The sequence below is a fragment of the Comamonas sp. MYb69 genome, assembly GCF_037479315.1.
Lineage (GTDB): Bacteria > Pseudomonadota > Gammaproteobacteria > Burkholderiales > Burkholderiaceae_C > Comamonas.
In genome coordinates, this window is the sequence record NZ_JBBGZG010000002.1 from 435,597 (window position 1) to 450,426 (window position 14,830).

General features: G+C 65.2%; 13 protein-coding genes. 9 read left to right on the forward strand and 4 right to left on the reverse strand.

Going from position 1 to position 14,830, the window contains the following annotated elements; all coding sequences use genetic code 11:
- Positions 1 to 17: 17 nt before the first annotated feature.
- Both dnaN and dnaA read right to left on the reverse strand, forming a co-directional pair.
- The gene (dnaN, locus tag WH303_RS04015) at positions 18 to 1,136 is read right to left on the reverse strand and encodes a DNA polymerase III subunit beta (RefSeq protein WP_116925466.1); all 1,119 of its coding nucleotides are present in this window, start codon (positions 1,134 to 1,136) and stop codon (positions 18 to 20) included.
- A gap of 129 nt (positions 1,137 to 1,265) precedes the next feature.
- On the reverse strand, positions 1,266 to 2,807 hold the full coding sequence (gene dnaA / locus WH303_RS04020; RefSeq protein ID WP_339517095.1) for a chromosomal replication initiator protein DnaA: 1,542 nt from the start codon (positions 2,805 to 2,807) through the stop codon (positions 1,266 to 1,268).
- Positions 2,808 to 3,252: 445 nt separating this feature from the next.
- Between dnaA and rpmH the strand changes: the two genes are divergently transcribed.
- The 6 genes from rpmH (at position 3,253) to mnmE (ending at position 9,256) form a co-directional block, all read left to right on the forward strand.
- Complete coding sequence (rpmH, locus tag WH303_RS04025; protein WP_084635723.1) at positions 3,253 to 3,387, forward strand: 50S ribosomal protein L34; 135 nt, start codon at positions 3,253 to 3,255, stop codon at positions 3,385 to 3,387.
- A 59-nt stretch (positions 3,388 to 3,446) separates the two neighbouring features.
- Positions 3,447 to 3,929, forward strand: a complete 483-nt coding sequence (locus WH303_RS04030; protein ID WP_339517096.1) for a ribonuclease P protein component — start codon at positions 3,447 to 3,449, stop codon at positions 3,927 to 3,929.
- Positions 3,926 to 4,210 (forward strand): membrane protein insertion efficiency factor YidD, encoded by a 285-nt coding sequence (yidD, locus tag WH303_RS04035; RefSeq protein WP_084635722.1) that lies wholly within the window; start codon positions 3,926 to 3,928, stop codon positions 4,208 to 4,210. Before WH303_RS04030 ends, yidD begins: the two co-directional genes overlap by 4 nt.
- Positions 4,207 to 5,910, forward strand: a complete 1,704-nt coding sequence (gene yidC, locus WH303_RS04040; protein WP_312987925.1) for a membrane protein insertase YidC — start codon at positions 4,207 to 4,209, stop codon at positions 5,908 to 5,910. The genes yidD and yidC overlap by 4 nt, the downstream gene beginning before the upstream one ends.
- A gap of 132 nt (positions 5,911 to 6,042) precedes the next feature.
- Entirely contained in the window at positions 6,043 to 7,626 is a 1,584-nt protein-coding gene (locus WH303_RS04045) for an ABC transporter substrate-binding protein (protein ID WP_021025799.1), read from the forward strand.
- A gap of 163 nt (positions 7,627 to 7,789) precedes the next feature.
- Positions 7,790 to 9,256, forward strand: coding sequence for a tRNA uridine-5-carboxymethylaminomethyl(34) synthesis GTPase MnmE (gene mnmE, locus WH303_RS04050; protein WP_339517097.1), 1,467 nt, complete (start codon positions 7,790 to 7,792; stop codon positions 9,254 to 9,256).
- 14 nt (positions 9,257 to 9,270) lie between these two features.
- Here mnmE and WH303_RS04055 read toward each other — a convergent pair whose 3' ends face one another.
- Together WH303_RS04055 and WH303_RS04060 are read right to left on the reverse strand one after the other, a co-directional pair.
- A complete protein-coding gene (locus WH303_RS04055) occupies positions 9,271 to 10,749 on the reverse strand; it encodes an ATP-binding protein (protein ID WP_339517098.1) in 1,479 nt (492 codons plus the stop codon).
- On the reverse strand, positions 10,746 to 11,495 hold the full coding sequence (locus WH303_RS04060) for a response regulator (protein WP_339517099.1): 750 nt from the start codon (positions 11,493 to 11,495) through the stop codon (positions 10,746 to 10,748). The genes WH303_RS04055 and WH303_RS04060 overlap by 4 nt, the downstream gene beginning before the upstream one ends.
- Positions 11,496 to 11,745: 250 nt before the next feature.
- On the opposite strand from WH303_RS04060, the gene WH303_RS04065 reads away from it, so the two are divergent.
- From WH303_RS04065 to WH303_RS04075, 3 genes are read left to right on the forward strand one after another with little or no spacing between them, the layout of a single operon-like run.
- The gene (locus tag WH303_RS04065; protein WP_445228253.1) at positions 11,746 to 12,912 is read left to right on the forward strand and encodes an ABC transporter substrate-binding protein; all 1,167 of its coding nucleotides are present in this window, start codon (positions 11,746 to 11,748) and stop codon (positions 12,910 to 12,912) included.
- Entirely contained in the window at positions 12,909 to 14,027 is a 1,119-nt protein-coding gene (locus tag WH303_RS04070; RefSeq protein WP_339517101.1) for a FecCD family ABC transporter permease, read from the forward strand. The genes WH303_RS04065 and WH303_RS04070 overlap by 4 nt, the downstream gene beginning before the upstream one ends.
- Positions 14,024 to 14,821 carry an ABC transporter ATP-binding protein gene (locus WH303_RS04075; protein WP_339517102.1) on the forward strand — a complete coding sequence of 266 codons (798 nt, stop codon included), beginning with the start codon at positions 14,024 to 14,026 and terminating at the stop codon, positions 14,819 to 14,821. Before WH303_RS04070 ends, WH303_RS04075 begins: the two co-directional genes overlap by 4 nt.
- Positions 14,822 to 14,830 lie beyond the last annotated feature (9 nt).

The following is a 14,830-nucleotide window of genomic DNA, read 5'->3' on the forward strand; positions in this document are numbered from 1 at the left end:
CGGGTCGTCTGCGTGGCTTACATGCGCATCGGCATGACCACGTACTTGAAGGTGTCGTTTTCCGGGTTGGTGATCAGCGCCGAGTTGTTGTTGTCGGCAAAGTCGATGCGCACCATGTCCTGGCCCATGTTGGAGAGCACATCGATCAGGTAGGTGACGTTGAAGCCGACTTCAACGGCCGGGCCGCCGTAGTCGATATCGAGCTCATCCACCGCCTCTTCCTGCTCGGCGTTGTTGGCTGCAATGCGCAAGGTGCCGGGCTCGATGGTCAGGCGCACACCCTTGAACTTGTCGCTGGTCATGATGGCCGTGCGCTGCATGCTGGCCAGCAGTGGTGCGCGGCCCAGCGTGATGCTGTTGGGGTGGTTGCGCGGGATGACGCGGTTGTAGTCGGGGAACTTGCCCTCGACCAACTTGGTGACGAACTCCATGCCGGCAAAGGTGAAGCGCGCCTGGTTGCTGGCGAACTGCATCTCGATGACGGGCTGGTTGTCGCCGCTGGCGTCCGACAGCAGGCGCTGGAGTTCCAGCACGGTCTTGCGCGGCAGAATCACTTCCTGCTTGGGCACTTCCACATCCAGGGTAGCACTGGCAAAGGCCAGGCGGTGGCCGTCGGTGGCCACCAGGCTCAGCGTGTTGCCTTCGGCCACGAACAGGATGCCGTTCAGGTAGTAACGGATATCCTGCACGGCCATCGCGAACGAGACCTGGCCCATCAGATCCTTGAGCACCTTTTGCGGCACGCTGAACACGGGGCCGAACGAGGGCGCCTCCTGCACCAGCGGGAAGTCTTCCGCAGGCAGGGTCTGCAAGGTAAAGCGGCTCTTGCCGCCCTTGAGGATCATCTTGGACTGCTGCGTCTCCAGGCTCACGGTCTGGTCGCTGGGCATGGTCTTCAAGATGTCGATCAGCTTGCGGGCGCCCACGGTGGTGGTGAAGTCACCCATGTCACCACCCAGCTCGGCCGTGGTGCGGATCTGGATTTCCAGGTCGCTGGTGGTCAGCTGCAGCGCATTGCCGGTCTTGCGGATCAGCACGTTGGCCAGGATCGGCAAAGTGTGGCGCCGCTCGACAATACCGGCGACCGACTGCAGTACTGCGATGACTTTGTCTTGTGTGGCCTTCAGAACAATCATTTCAACCTCTTGTCAAATTGCGGTGTTGTTGTGGACGGCAGTTGTGCACGGAGCCCCCTCTGCACCTGTCCCATTTGCCATTGTGCCTGCGGCAGGCAGGCAATTGGCGAAATCAAAAAATTCCATCGGCTAGCCCTTGAGGGTCTGCTCAAGCACGTGCAATTGCTGGTTCAGCTCGGTCAATTGCTGGCGCTCGCCGCCGATCTTGCGCACCGCGTGCAGCACGGTGGTGTGGTCGCGGCCGCCAAACAGCTCGCCGATTTCCGGCAGGCTTTTCTGGGTCAGCTCCTTGGCCAGGTACATGGCAATCTGGCGCGGGCGGGCAATGCTGGCCGGGCGCTTTTTGCTGTACATGTCGGCGACCTTGATCTTGTAGTAGTCCGCCACGGTCTTTTGGATGTTCTCCACACTGATCTGGCGGTTCTGGATCGACAGCAGATCGCGCAGCGCCTCGCGCGCCAGCTGGATGGAGATTTCCTTCTGGTTGAAGCGCGAGTAGGCCAGGATCTTGCGCAGCGCGCCTTCGAGCTCGCGCACATTGGAGCGCACGTTCTTGGCCACGAAGAAGGCCACTTCCTCGGGCATCTCGGTGCCTTCAACGCGCGACTTGTTGATCAGAATCGCGACGCGCATCTCCAGCTCGGGCGGCTCGATGGCCACCGTCAGGCCCGAGTCAAAGCGCGAGACCAGGCGCTCGTGGATATTGGCCAGACCCTTGGGATAGGTGTCGGAGGTCATCACGATGTGGCTCTTCTTGGCCAGCAACGCTTCAAAGGCGTTGAAGAACTCTTCCTGCGTGCGGTCCTTGTTGGCGAAAAACTGCACATCGTCGATCAGCAGCAGATCGAGCGAGTGGTAGCGCTCCTTGAACTCGTCAAAGGTGCGGCGCTGGTAGGACTTGACCACATCCGAGACGAACTGCTCGGCATGGATGTAGAGAACTTTGGCGTCCGGGTTGTCGGCCAGCAGCTTGTTGCCCACGGCATGCACCAGGTGGGTCTTACCCAGACCGACGCCGCCGTAGATGAACAAGGGGTTGTACAGATGTCCGGGCGAGGCCGCCACATGCATGGCCGCCGAGCGCGCCATGCGGTTGGCGGTACCTTCGACCAGCGTGTCAAATGTGAGCACCGGGTTCAGGCGGTTGCGGAAGTTGCCGCTGGCATTGCCGGTATCGCCCTCGGCGCTGCTGGCCTGAGCCGCATGGGGCGCGGGGCTGGCGTCGCTGATCTGGATGCTGTTGCGGTACTGCTCGGCCGCGTTGGCGGCAGCCTGGCCGGGGTTGCGGCTCGCTGGCCCGTAGGACGGCCCCAGGCCCATGCCCGACGAGGTACCGCTGCCCTGGGCAGATGCGGCCAGCGCCCCCCCGCTGCGCACCGGCGGGCGCACGACGGTGCGCACAGCGGCATCGCGCTGGGCAATGGCCAACTCGATGGCCACGGGTTGTCCGTAGGTTTCCTCCAGCATGGCGGCCAGGCGGCCGGTGTATTGGGCGCGAATCCAGTCAAGCTTGAAACGGTTGGCCACATAGAGCGTGACCTTGGACAAGTCGTCCGACACGACAGCGGTCAGCGGCTTGATCCAGGTGTTGAACTGTTGCTCGGGCATTTCTTGGGCGAGTTGCTCTACAACTGCACGCCACAAACCTTGGCCCAGGCTGGCTTCATCCATTGTTATCCCACGGAAAGATTCATCCCCCACGCTATTGTTGTTGTGGATAAGGGGGAAGGTTGATCGGCTGCCTATTGTAGCTTGTGCAAAAGTTATCCACACAACGGACTGGTCTGCACAAACCCCATGCTCGGGTTTCCTCGATGGGCTGGCCGCAGACTTGGCAAAAGTCTGCGCATATTACAGAAAAAACCGAGGACAAAGCCAAGTAATTGCCAAGGACAGTAAACACTGCGATAATTTGCGGTTTCCCTGCATGTCAGGGCGAATTTTACGCGCGTGTCCGTCCGCGCTGGCAGCAGGCCTTGTGCCCTTGCCATGGGGGTGGTCCGCACTATTTCACCGGTGTTGCGCTTGAGCAGGGCTTGAGCTTGGTTGCTTTTGTGTTCATTTATGGATGCAAGCGGCCAACAAACCGGAACCAAGCCTCTCTAGGAATTGCATCATGAAACGTACTTACCAACCTTCCAAAGTTCGCCGCGCCCGTACCCACGGTTTCCTCGTCCGCATGAAGACCAAGGGTGGCCGCGCTGTTATCAACGCACGCCGCGCCAAGGGCCGCAAGCGTCTGGGCCTGTAAGGCTGACAGGGTGACGGGCACCTTCCGGGTGCCAGGTAGTGCACCAGTGGGTGACACTTATGCATCGCCTTAAGACTCGCCCTCAATTCCAAGCCGCCATGGCAGGCGGCACCATCGCCCGTACAGCGCACTTTGCGCTGCACAGGCTGGTGTTGTCTGCCGACGCCTCGGGCAGCGCCGCTGCCCCATCAGGGCCTGGTGACCCACCTGCAAAGGTTGGGGCACAGGCTCTTTTTGCGTTGGAGGCGGCCTGGCTGGGTGCCATGGTGCCCAAGCGCTGGGCGCGCCGCGCGGTCACCCGCAACGCCATCAAGCGGCAGATCTATGCCGTCGCCGCCTTGCATGAGGCGCAGCTGCCTGCCGCCGCCCATGTGGTGCGCCTGCGCAGCACGTTCGACCGCAAGCAGTTCATCAGCCCCAGCTCCGACCTGCTCAAGCAGGCGGTGCGGGCCGAGCTGATGCAGCTGTTTGCCCGGGCGCACAAGAACAGCCAGCCGGCCAAAGCCGAGCGCGGCGAAGGCGCCAAGGCGCTTAGCGTATGATGCAACGCTTGCTCATGGGTTTGGTGCGCGGCTACAGGCTGCTGCTGAGCCCTTGGCTAGGTTCTGCCTGCCGGTTCGAGCCCACGTGCTCTGCCTATTCATTGCAGGCGCTGGAACAGCACGGTGCTGCCATGGGCAGCTATTTGACGGTGCGCCGCCTGGTGCGCTGCCATCCCTGGTGCGAGGGCGGCCATGACCCGGTCCCCGCGCATCCGCGCTGGTTCAGTCGTCTGGTGACTCCCGCCGATTCATCCTCTTCCCCCTCTGAGAAGTCTTCATGAACGATATTCGCCGCACCATCTTGTGGGTGATATTTGGTTTCTCCCTGGTCCTGCTCTGGGACAAGTGGCAAATCCACAATGGTCGCAAACCCACATTCTTCCCCACACCTGAGGTGACGGCCCAGGCGCCTGCAGATGCAGTCAGCACCGACAACGGTCTGCCCGCTGCCAGCGCCGCCAGCCCTGCGGCTGCTGCGAACGCCAGCAACGTGCCCGGCACGGCTGCTGCAGATGCGGCAGCCCCTGCTGCGGCACGCGAGAAGCTGACCGTGGCCTCCGACCTGCTGCGCCTGACCTTCGACAGCGAAGGCGCATCCTTGGTGGGTGCCGAGCTGCTCAAGTACGCCGACCAGGACGACAAGACCAAGCCTGTGAAGCTGCTCGACGAGAGCGCCAACCGCGTCTACGTGGCCCAGACCGGTCTGATCGGTGGCAACTTCCCGACCCACAAGACGGCGATGACCCTCAAGCCCGGTCCGCGCGAGCTGGCCGAGGGCCAGAACGAGCTGAACGTGGTGTTCGAGTCGCCGGATCTGGGCGGCGTCAAGCTGGTCAAGACCTGGACCCTCAAGCGCGGCGACTACGCCATTGGCCTGAAGCAAGAGGTGGTGAACACCGGCTCGGCCGCAGTCAACCCCCAGCTGTACCTGCAGCTGACGCGTGATGGCAACAAGCCCGCTGGCGAATCCTCGTTCTACTCGACCTTTACCGGCCCGGCCGTCTACACCGAAGCCAAGAAGTACCACAAGGTCGACTTCAAGGACATCGAAAACGGCAAGACCGACAGCGTGGACAAGGCAGCGGACAACGGCTATGTGGCCATGGTGCAGCACTACTTTGCCAGCGCCTGGCTGCTGCCCCAGGGCACGCAGCGCGACATCTATGTGCGCAAGGCCGGCACCAACCTGTACTCGGTTGGCGAAATCACCCACCTGGGCGAGATCGCTCCCGGCCAGAGCAAGGCCATCGATGCGCGCCTGTTCGTGGGCCCACAGATCGAAAAGACGCTGGAAGCCATCGCCCCTGGCCTGGAACTGGTCAAGGACTACGGCTGGGTGACGATTCTGGCCAAGCCGCTGTACTGGCTGCTCGACAAGCTGCACGGCTTCATCGGCAACTGGGGCTGGTCGATTGTGGCCCTGGTGATGCTGCTGAAGATCGCGTTCTACTGGCTCAATGCCAAGGCCTACGCATCGATGGCCAAGATGAAGGCGATCAACCCCCGCATCATGGAGATGCGTGAGCGCCTCAAGGACAAGCCCCAGCAGATGCAGCAGGAGATGATGCGCATCTACCGCGAAGAGAAGGTCAACCCCATGGGCGGTTGCTTCCCGATCGTGATCCAGATCCCCGTGTTCATCGCGCTGTACTGGGTGCTGCTGTCGTCGGTGGAAATCCGCAACGCGCCCTGGATCGGCTGGATCCATGACCTGTCGGTGCCCGATCCGTTCTTCATCCTGCCTGTGCTGATGACCCTGTCGTCGCTGCTGCAGACGGCGCTGAACCCCGCACCACCCGATCCGATGCAAGCCAAGATGATGTGGATCATGCCGCTGATGTTCAGCGTGATGTTCTTCTTCTTCCCGGCCGGTCTGGTGCTGTACTGGCTGACCAACAACTTGCTGTCGATTGCCCAGCAGTGGATCATCAATACCCGCATGGGTGTGCCACCGCAGTTCAATCTGCCGAAGTTCAAGTAGCCAGCATTTGTCAATGCAGGGATTGCCTAGGCGGGCATTCCCGGATACACCTCCCAAACGGTCGCATTAGCGACCGTTTTTTCGTTAGCATGAGTTGTTTGAAAATGTGTTCAACAAAATAGGGGTTCAGGTATGGCGAAAGTATCGGTTTTTCGACCTAGCGCGCTGGCGCTGGCAGTGTTGGTCTGTGCAGGCGCGGCCCAGGCGGCCACCTTGCGCTGGGCAGGTGCCAACGACATCCTGACCCTGGACCCCCACGCACAGAACCACCAGACCACCCATGCTTTCCTGCAGCAGGTCTATGAGCCGCTGGTGCGCTATGGCAAGGATTTCCAGCTGGAGCCCGCACTGGCCACCAAGTGGACCGAGGTGAGCCCCACCCAGTGGCGCTTTGAGCTGCGCAAGGGCGTTAAATTCCACGACGGCGCAGCCTTCACTGCCGATGACGTGGTGTTCTCGCTGACCCGCATCATGACCCCGCCATCGAACATGATGAGCGCCACCCAGAGCATCAAGGAAGTCAAGAAGGTCGATGACTTCACCGTCGATCTGATCCTCAAGGGCCCCAACCCCATCCTGCTGCGCGAGCTGACCGAGGCGCGCATCATGAACAAGGCCTGGGCCGAGAAGAACAACGCCGTCAAGACCCAGGACTACGCCGGCAAGGAAGAAAGCTACTCCAGCCGCAATACCAATGGCACCGGCTCCTTTGTCGCCGTCAGCTGGCAGCCCGATGTCAAGCTGACCCTGAAGAAGAACGCCGCCTGGTGGGACAAGCCCACCGGCAACGTCGACGAGATCGTCTTCACCCCCATCAAGTCGGCCGCCACCCGCACCGCGGCACTGATCTCCAACCAGGTCGACTTCATGGTCGACCCGCCGCCGCAAGACCAGGACCGCATCAAGAAGACCGCCGAGTTGAAGCTGCTCGAGGGCACCGAGAACCGCACCATCTACCTGGGTCTGGACATCTTCCGCGACGAGCTGCCAGGCGCTGGCACCCCGGGCAAGAACCCGATGAAGGATGTGCGCGTGCGCAAGGCCATGTACATGGCCATCGACACCGACGGCCTGCACAAGCGCACGATGCGCGGCATGTCGATCACCGCCGGCACGATGGTGGCACCGATGGTGCACGGCTGGAGCAAGGAGCTCGAAGAGCGTGCCGCCAAGTACGACGTCGAAGGCGCCAAGAAGCTGCTGGCCGAAGCGGGTTACCCCAATGGCTTCAACCTCAAGCTCGAATGCCCGAACGACCGCTATGTGAACGACGAGGCGATCTGCCAGGCCGTCACCGCGATGTGGACCCGCATCGGCATCAAGACCAGCCTGCAGGCGACGCCGATGGCGCAGTTCGTGACCCGCGTGATGAACTCCGACCCGAACGCCTACCTGTTCGGCTGGGGTGTGGCGACCTTTGATGCGCTCTACTCGCTCGACGCGCTGATCCACAGCAAGGGCGCAGCGGGCGGCGGCGTCTACAACGGCGGCCGCATTGCCGACAAGGAGCTGGACGCCAAGATCGACGCGATGAAGACCGAGACCGACACGGCCAAGCGCGATGCCTTGATCAACGACGCCTTGAAGATGACCAAGGACAACTTCTACACAATCCCCGTGCACCACCAGATCTTCCCCTGGGCGATGCGCAAGGGTATCGAGACCGTCTACCGCGCCGATGCGCGCCCCATCCCCGCCTGGACCACGGTCAAGTAAGCGTCTCGCTGCACACTCCAACCACCCCAAAGCCTGCGCCAGCAGGCTTTTTTCATGGGGCGGTGCGAAGTGCGGTGAACCAGGCCAATAGCCTGGCGGGCATGCCGCCGGCCTGGTCGCCCGATAATGTGGGGCTTGCTCCACTCGCGCCAAAGACCTGCCCATGCTTGCACGCCACCACGATCCGATTGTTGCCATTGCCACTGCCCCCGGGCGCGGAGCGGTGGGCATTGTGCGCGTATCGGGCAAGGCGATTGCGCCGCTGGTCGAGCGCCTCTGCGGCAAGGCTTTGAAGCCGCGCGAAGCCACCTACCTGCCCTTTAAAGCAGCAGACGGGCAGGCCATTGACCAGGGGCTGGCGCTGTACTTTCCCGCGCCGCACAGCTACACCGGTGAGGATGTGCTGGAGCTGCAGGCCCACGGCGGCCCGGTGGTGCTGCAGCTGCTGCTGGCCCGCTGCCTGGAAGCCGCGCAAGCGGAGGCTGATAGTGGCCGGCCGCTGCTGCCCGGCCTGCGCCTGGCCGAGCCGGGGGAGTTCACCGAGCGCGCGTTTCTGAACGACAAGATCGACCTGGCCCAGGCTGAGGCGATTGCCGATTTGATCGACGCCAGCACCGAGGCGGCCGCGCGCAGCGCCAGCCGCTCGCTGACCGGCGCCTTCTCGCAAGAGGTGCACCGCCTGCGCGATGCGCTGGTGCACCTGCGCATGCTGGTTGAGGCCACCCTGGATTTCCCCGAGGAGGAAATCGACTTTCTGCAAAAAGCCGATGCCTATGGCCAGCTGGACCAGCTGCGCGCCACCGTGCAGGCCGTCATGCAGCGCACCCGCCAGGGCGCCTTGCTGCGCGAGGGCATCAAGGTGGTGATCGCCGGCCAGCCCAATGCCGGCAAAAGCTCCTTGCTCAATGCGCTCGCTGGCGCCGAGCTGGCCATCGTCACCCCCATTGCCGGCACCACGCGCGACAAGGTCACGCAAACCATCCAGATCGAAGGCGTGCCCCTGCATGTGATCGACACCGCCGGCCTGCGCGAGAGCAGCGACGAGGTCGAGCGCATCGGCATTGCCCGCGCCTGGGAAGAAATCGCCGCCGCCGACGCCGTACTCTTCTTGCACGACCTGACCCGCATGGCCCAGGCCGACTATGCCCAGGCCGACCGCGAGATTGCCGCCACCTTGCAGCAGCAGCTGCCTGCCAATGTGCCCGTGCTGCAGGTCTGGAACAAGGCCGATGCGCTGACCCCCGACGAGGCGCACCGCCAAAGCGCCGAGGCCGCCGCCCAGTTCAGCACCCCGGCTGCTGCCGCTGCGGGCGAGCAGGCCCCGCTGGTGCTGTCAGCCAAAACCGGCGTGGGCCTCGACACCCTGCGCCAGCAACTGCTGGCCATGGCCGGCTGGCAGCCAGCCGCCGAAGGCACCTACATCGCCCGCGCCCGCCATGTGCAGGCGCTGCAGCAGGTCGAAGAGCACCTCGATATCGCCCATGCCCAGCTGCATGTGGACAGCCCCGCGCTCGACCTGCTGGCCGAAGAGCTGCGCCTGGCGCAGCAATCACTCAATGCGATCACCGGCGAGTTCACATCGGATGATTTGCTGGGGGTGATTTTTTCGAGCTTTTGTATTGGCAAATAAGCCAGCTCGCCCGCCTAGTGCGGTGCGCTAGCGGTGCTTTCTGCAGCAGCCCCCCGAGGCAGCACCAGCACCGCCTCCAACCCGCCCCCATCCGCCTCGCGCAGCAACAGCTCGCCCCCATGGGCCTGCGCCACCGTCTGCGCAATCGATAGCCCCAGCCCCACGCCGCCGGATGCGGCATTGCGGGAGGGCTCCATGCGGTAATAGGGCTCCAGCACCCTTTCGCGCTGTGCGGCGGGGATGCCGGGGCCATGGTCGCGCACGTGGATGCGCAGCTGCTGGCCATCGTCGTCGATGTGCAACTGCGCATCGCCGGCATAGCGCAGCGCGTTCTCCACCAGGTTCTGCAGGCCCCGGCGCAGGCTTTGGGCGTAGCCGGTGTAGGGCTGCAGCGCCCGGCCGCTGACGGGGACCGGCAGGCCGCTGGACTCGTGCATGTCCTGGGCCACGCCATGGACCAAAGCATGGATGTCCATGGTCTGGCGCGGGCCGCTGGCATGGGCGCCGGTGAGCATGTCCAGGGTGGAGGCGACCATGTGCTCCATCTCTTCGAGGTCCTTGCGGAACTTGGCGCGCAGGGCGTCGGGTTCGAGCATTTCGGCGCGCAGGCGCAGCCGGGTGATGGGCGAGCGCAGGTCATGCGATACAGCGGCCAAAAAGCGCGTGCGCTCGGCCAGACCTTCGTTGATCTTTTGCTGCATCGCGTTGAAGGCCTGGGCCGCCTGCTGCACTTCGCGCGGGCCCCGCGCATCCATCGGCGGGCTGTGCAGGTTGCGGCCCAGTGCCTCGGCGGCGGCAGCCAGGCGCTGCAGGGGGCGCATGGCCAAGCGCACCGCAATGAGGGCGACGGCCACAATCACCAGGCTGCGCAGCAGGTAGACGCGCAGCACATAGTCGGCCAGCGCCTGCAGCGGCTGCACCGGCTGGCCGATTTCGCCTTCCTGCGCGTCGATCTGCAGCCACTGGCCATCCTGCATTTGCAGCAGCAGGCGCAGATGGGCTTCGGGCTGGTCGGCCAGCAGCACCGGGTGGCGGCGGCCGTCTGCGTGGCGCTCGCCCAGTAGCGCGAGCTGCTGCAACTGCAAGGGCACGGGCTGGCCCAGGCGCTCGCTGATGACCTGGGCCACCAGGGCTTGGGCTTCGGGGTAGGGCGAGGGCGCGGTGGTGGCGCCTGCGCCGTCTACCAGCTGCAGCTGGTAGCGGCTGCCCTGCCACTGCGCAACCAGCGCGGCACGCTGCTCCGGCGGGCTGGCCTGCAGCAAGGCCAGCGTATCGGCAGCGCGTGCCGCCACCAGGCGCAGGGGCACTTCCAGCAGTTGGCTGCGGCGCATCTCCCACCAGATAGTGCCGGTCATCGCCTGGGCGGCCAGCATGCCGATGACCAGGATGGCGGCGATGCGGCCGGACAGGGTCTGCGGCCACAGCCGCGCCAGCCACGATAGCCCGTTGGGACGCCAGCGGCCCTGGCCTGGGGTGGCAGCGGCGGTGTTCACGCCAGCGTCTCGACCTCGCAGGCGAGCACATAGCCGGCATTGCGCACGGTGCGCAGCAGCTGGGCCTGGCGCGGCTGGGGCTCCAGGTGCTGGCGCAGGCGGCTGATGCAGACATCGACGGCGCGGTCCAGCGCCTGGCGCTCGCGGCCAAAGGTGTACTCGGCCAGGTAGTCGCGGCTCAGGGTGCGCTGCGGGTTCTGCGCCAGCGCGCAGAGCACGCGGTAGTCCGACTGGGCCAGGCTGATCAGCAGGCCATCGGGGTCATGCAGGCTGCGGCTTTGCATGTTCAAGGTCCAGCCGGCAAAGCGCAGGGTGGCCAGGTGCTCGGGCTCGTGCATCGATGCGGGCACCTGGCGCGTGCGCCGCAGCACGCCAGTGATGCGGGCCAGCAGCTCGCGCGGGTCAAAGGGCTTGGGCAGGTAGTCGTCGGCGCCCATCTCCAGCGCCAGGATGCGGTCCATCAGCGCGCCACGCGCCGTCAGCATCACCACGGCGATGGGGGTGCGCTCGCGCAGGCTGCGGCACAGCGCCAGGCCATCGACGCCGGGCAGCATCAGGTCCAGCACCACCAGGTCAGCGCTGTGGCGGGCCAGCCAGTCCCACATGCCCTGGCCATCGGCCACGGCAGCCGCCTGCATGCCCTGGGCGCGCAGGTAGTCGCAGAGCAGCTCGCGGATCTCGGGGTCGTCATCGACCACCAGGATGCGGGCCTTGCCGGGCAGGCTGGCGGGGGGCGGGGGCGTCACGGTTTTCTCCGGATAAGTAATGGATTGTGTTGGAGGGCGGGGCGACAACATGGCATTGCAAATCAGGCGGGCGGTGGCAGCTGGGCAGCTGCCGCGCTGATTAGAGTGGCGGCTCACTGATCAATAAGAACGATTTTCATTCTAGTTTGTTGTGACCATGACCGCATTGAAGCTCTCCCCGGCACTGCCAGGTGCAGGTGCATCCGCTGCCCGGATTCCGCCCCGTTTTTGTACTGCTGCGCAAGCGGGCATGCGCCTGCGCGCGCTGGGATTGGCGCTGGGCTTGGGCCTGGCCACCAGCCTGGCGCTGGCTGCCCCAGCGCAGCCTGCAGCAGAGGCCGCAGCCGTGCAGGGCACGACGGTGGTGGATATCGTTGGCCGCACCGTGCAGATCCCCGCCAAGGTGGACCATATTCTGCTGGGCGAGGGCCGCTTTCTGTATGCGCTGGCGCTGATGGAGGGCGCTGAGCCCTTGAAGCGCATTGTGGGCTGGCAAGGCGAGCTGGCCTTTGCCGACCCCAATGGCTGGGCGGCCTACCAGCAGCGTTTTGCGCAGATCACGCAGATTCCGCTGATCGGGCGCACGTCGGAGGACAGCGTCAGCTATGAAAAATCGGTCTCGACCCAGCCCGATATCGCCATTTTTGGCCTGGGTGGCCATGGCCCGGGCCGCCAAAGCAGCCTGGTGCAGGCGCTGGAGAAAGCCGGCGTGCCGGTGGTGTTCATCGACTTCCGCGCCCAGCCGGTGCGCAATACCGCCAAGAGCATCCGCATTCTGGGCCGGGCGGTGCAGCGCGAGGCGCAGGCCAATGCCTATGCCGATTTCTACGAGACGCATTTGCAGCGCGTGCAATCCCGCGTCAAGGACATCCCGGCGCAGCAGCGCCCGCTGGTGTTTGCCGAGCTGCTGGCCGGTGTCTGGGATGGCTGCTGCCACACTGCCGGCAAGGGCAATGTGGGCGAGTTCATTGACGCCGCTGGCGGCATCAACATCGCGGCAGGCAAGATCCCCGGCGCGATTGGCGATCTGAACCAGGAGGCGCTGATCGCGCAGGACCCGGCCGTTTACATCGCCACTGGCAGCCGGCCCCAGGGCAGCCGCCCCATGGTGCGGGCGGGTGAAGGGGTGAGTGCCGCGCAACTGGGCAGCAGCCTGCGCGAGCTGACCCAGCGCCCCGGCTTTGAGATGCTGAGCGCCGTGCGCGCGGGCCGCGCCCATGGCCTGTGGCACAACTTCTACGATGCGCCCACCAATATCCTGGCGATCGAGGCCATGGCCAAGTGGTTCTACCCCGAGCGCTTTGCCGATGTGGACCCGCAGGCGACGATGGCCGAGATCAACCAGCGCTTCTTGCCGGCGCTGCCGATGCAAGGCGCGTACTGGGGGGATATCGCCCCGCTGAAGGCCAAGCCATGAGCGTGGCTGTGCCGCCGCTGGCCACAGGCGCGGCAGGGCTGGCAGGCGCTGCCAGCCCTGGTGTCGATGCGGCCCAGGCCGGCCAGCGCGCCCAGGCCTACCGCCGCTTGACGGGCTGGCGCCTTTTGGTGCTGGCGCTGCTGGCCGGCGCGATTGTCGCGGCCTTGCTGTTTGACTTCACCACCGGCCCCTCGGGCCTGGCGCTGCCGCAGCTGCTGCGGACCTTGTACACGCCCGATGCCGCGCCGCCAGCGCTGCGCGTGATTGTCTGGGACATTCGCCTGCCCTACGCCTTGATGGCAGTCGCCGTCGGCCTGGCGCTGGGCCTGGCGGGTGCCGAGATGCAGACCGTGCTGGCCAATCCGCTGGCCAGCCCTTTTACCTTGGGGCTGTCGTCGGCCGCTGCCTTTGGCGCAGCGCTGGCGATTGTGCTGGACTGGAGCCTGCCGGGCGTGCCCGCATCCTGGGCGGTGCCGGCCAATGCCTTTGTGTTTGCAATGGCCTCGGCCTTGCTGCTCGATCTGGTGGCCCGCTGGGGCGGCATGAGCGCCACCGGCGTGGTGCTGTTTGGCATTGCGCTGGTGTTCAGCTTCAATGCGCTGGTGTCCTTGCTGCAGTTTGTGGCCACGGCCGAGGCCTTGCAGGGCCTGGTGTTCTGGACCATGGGCAGCCTCTCGCGCGCGACTTGGCCCAAGCTGGGTGCGCTGGCCTTGGCCCTGGTGGTCGTGCTGCCGCTGTCGATGCGCAATGCCTGGCGGCTGACCGCGCTGCGCCTGGGGGAAGACCGCGCGGCCAGCTTTGGCGTGGATGTGCGGCGCCTGCGCCTGGGTGCGCTGCTGCGCATCAGCCTGCTGGCCGCCCTGTCGGTGGCCTTTGTCGGCAGCATCGGCTTTATTGGCCTGGTCGCGCCCCATATTGCGCGCCGGCTCGTGGGCGATGACCACCGCTTTTACCTGCCGGCCTCGGCCTTGACCGGCGCGCTGGTGCTGTCGCTGGCCTCCGTCGCTTCCAAGGCGCTGGTGCCGGGCGTCATCGTGCCGGTGGGCATTGTCACCTCGCTGGTGGGCATTCCCTTCTTTTTGGCCATTGTGCTGCGCACCCGGGGACGGGCATGAGCGCGGGCGGTTTGCAGATCAGCGGACTGCAGGTGGCCTATGGCCGGCGCGTGGTCATCCCCTCCTTGTCGCTGGCCGATCTGCAGCCGGGCCAGGTCACCGTGGTGCTGGGCCCCAATGGCAGCGGCAAATCGACCTTGTTGCGGGCGCTGGCGGGCCTGACCCGTGCCAGCGGCCAGGTGCGCCTGCACGGTGAAGCGCTGGACCAGGCCAGCCTGGCCGAGCGCGCCCGGCGCGTGGTCTACCAGCCCCAGGCCTTGCCGGCGGCCGTGCATTTGCGCGTGATCGAATCGCTGATGGCCGCGCGCAAGGCCTCGCCCCACAGCCTGCAGGCGGGTGCGGAGCCGGCCCAGGATGCGGTGCTGCAGTGCGCGGCGCTGCTGCAACTGCTGGGCATTGACCACCTGGCCATGCGCCACCTCGATGAGCTATCGGGCGGGCAGGCGCAACTGGCCGGTCTGGCGCAGGCGCTGATCCGCCAGCCCCAGGTGCTGATGCTCGATGAGCCGCTGTCGGCGCTGGATTTGAACCACCAGTTCCATGTGATGGAACTGGTGGGCGAGCAGACCCGCCGCTGCGGCATGGTCACGCTGGTGGTCCTGCATGACCTGGGCCTGGCGCTGCGCCATGCCGACCGCGTGCTGGTGCTGAAAAACGGCGAGCTGCAGGCCGATGGCCTGCCCAGCGACGCGATCAACCCCGAGCTGCTGGCCCGTGTCTATGGCGTGCGGGCCCGTGTCGAGCCCTGCTCGCGCGGCATTCCGCAGGTGATGGTGGATGGCCTGCTGCGCTGAGCGGCCAGA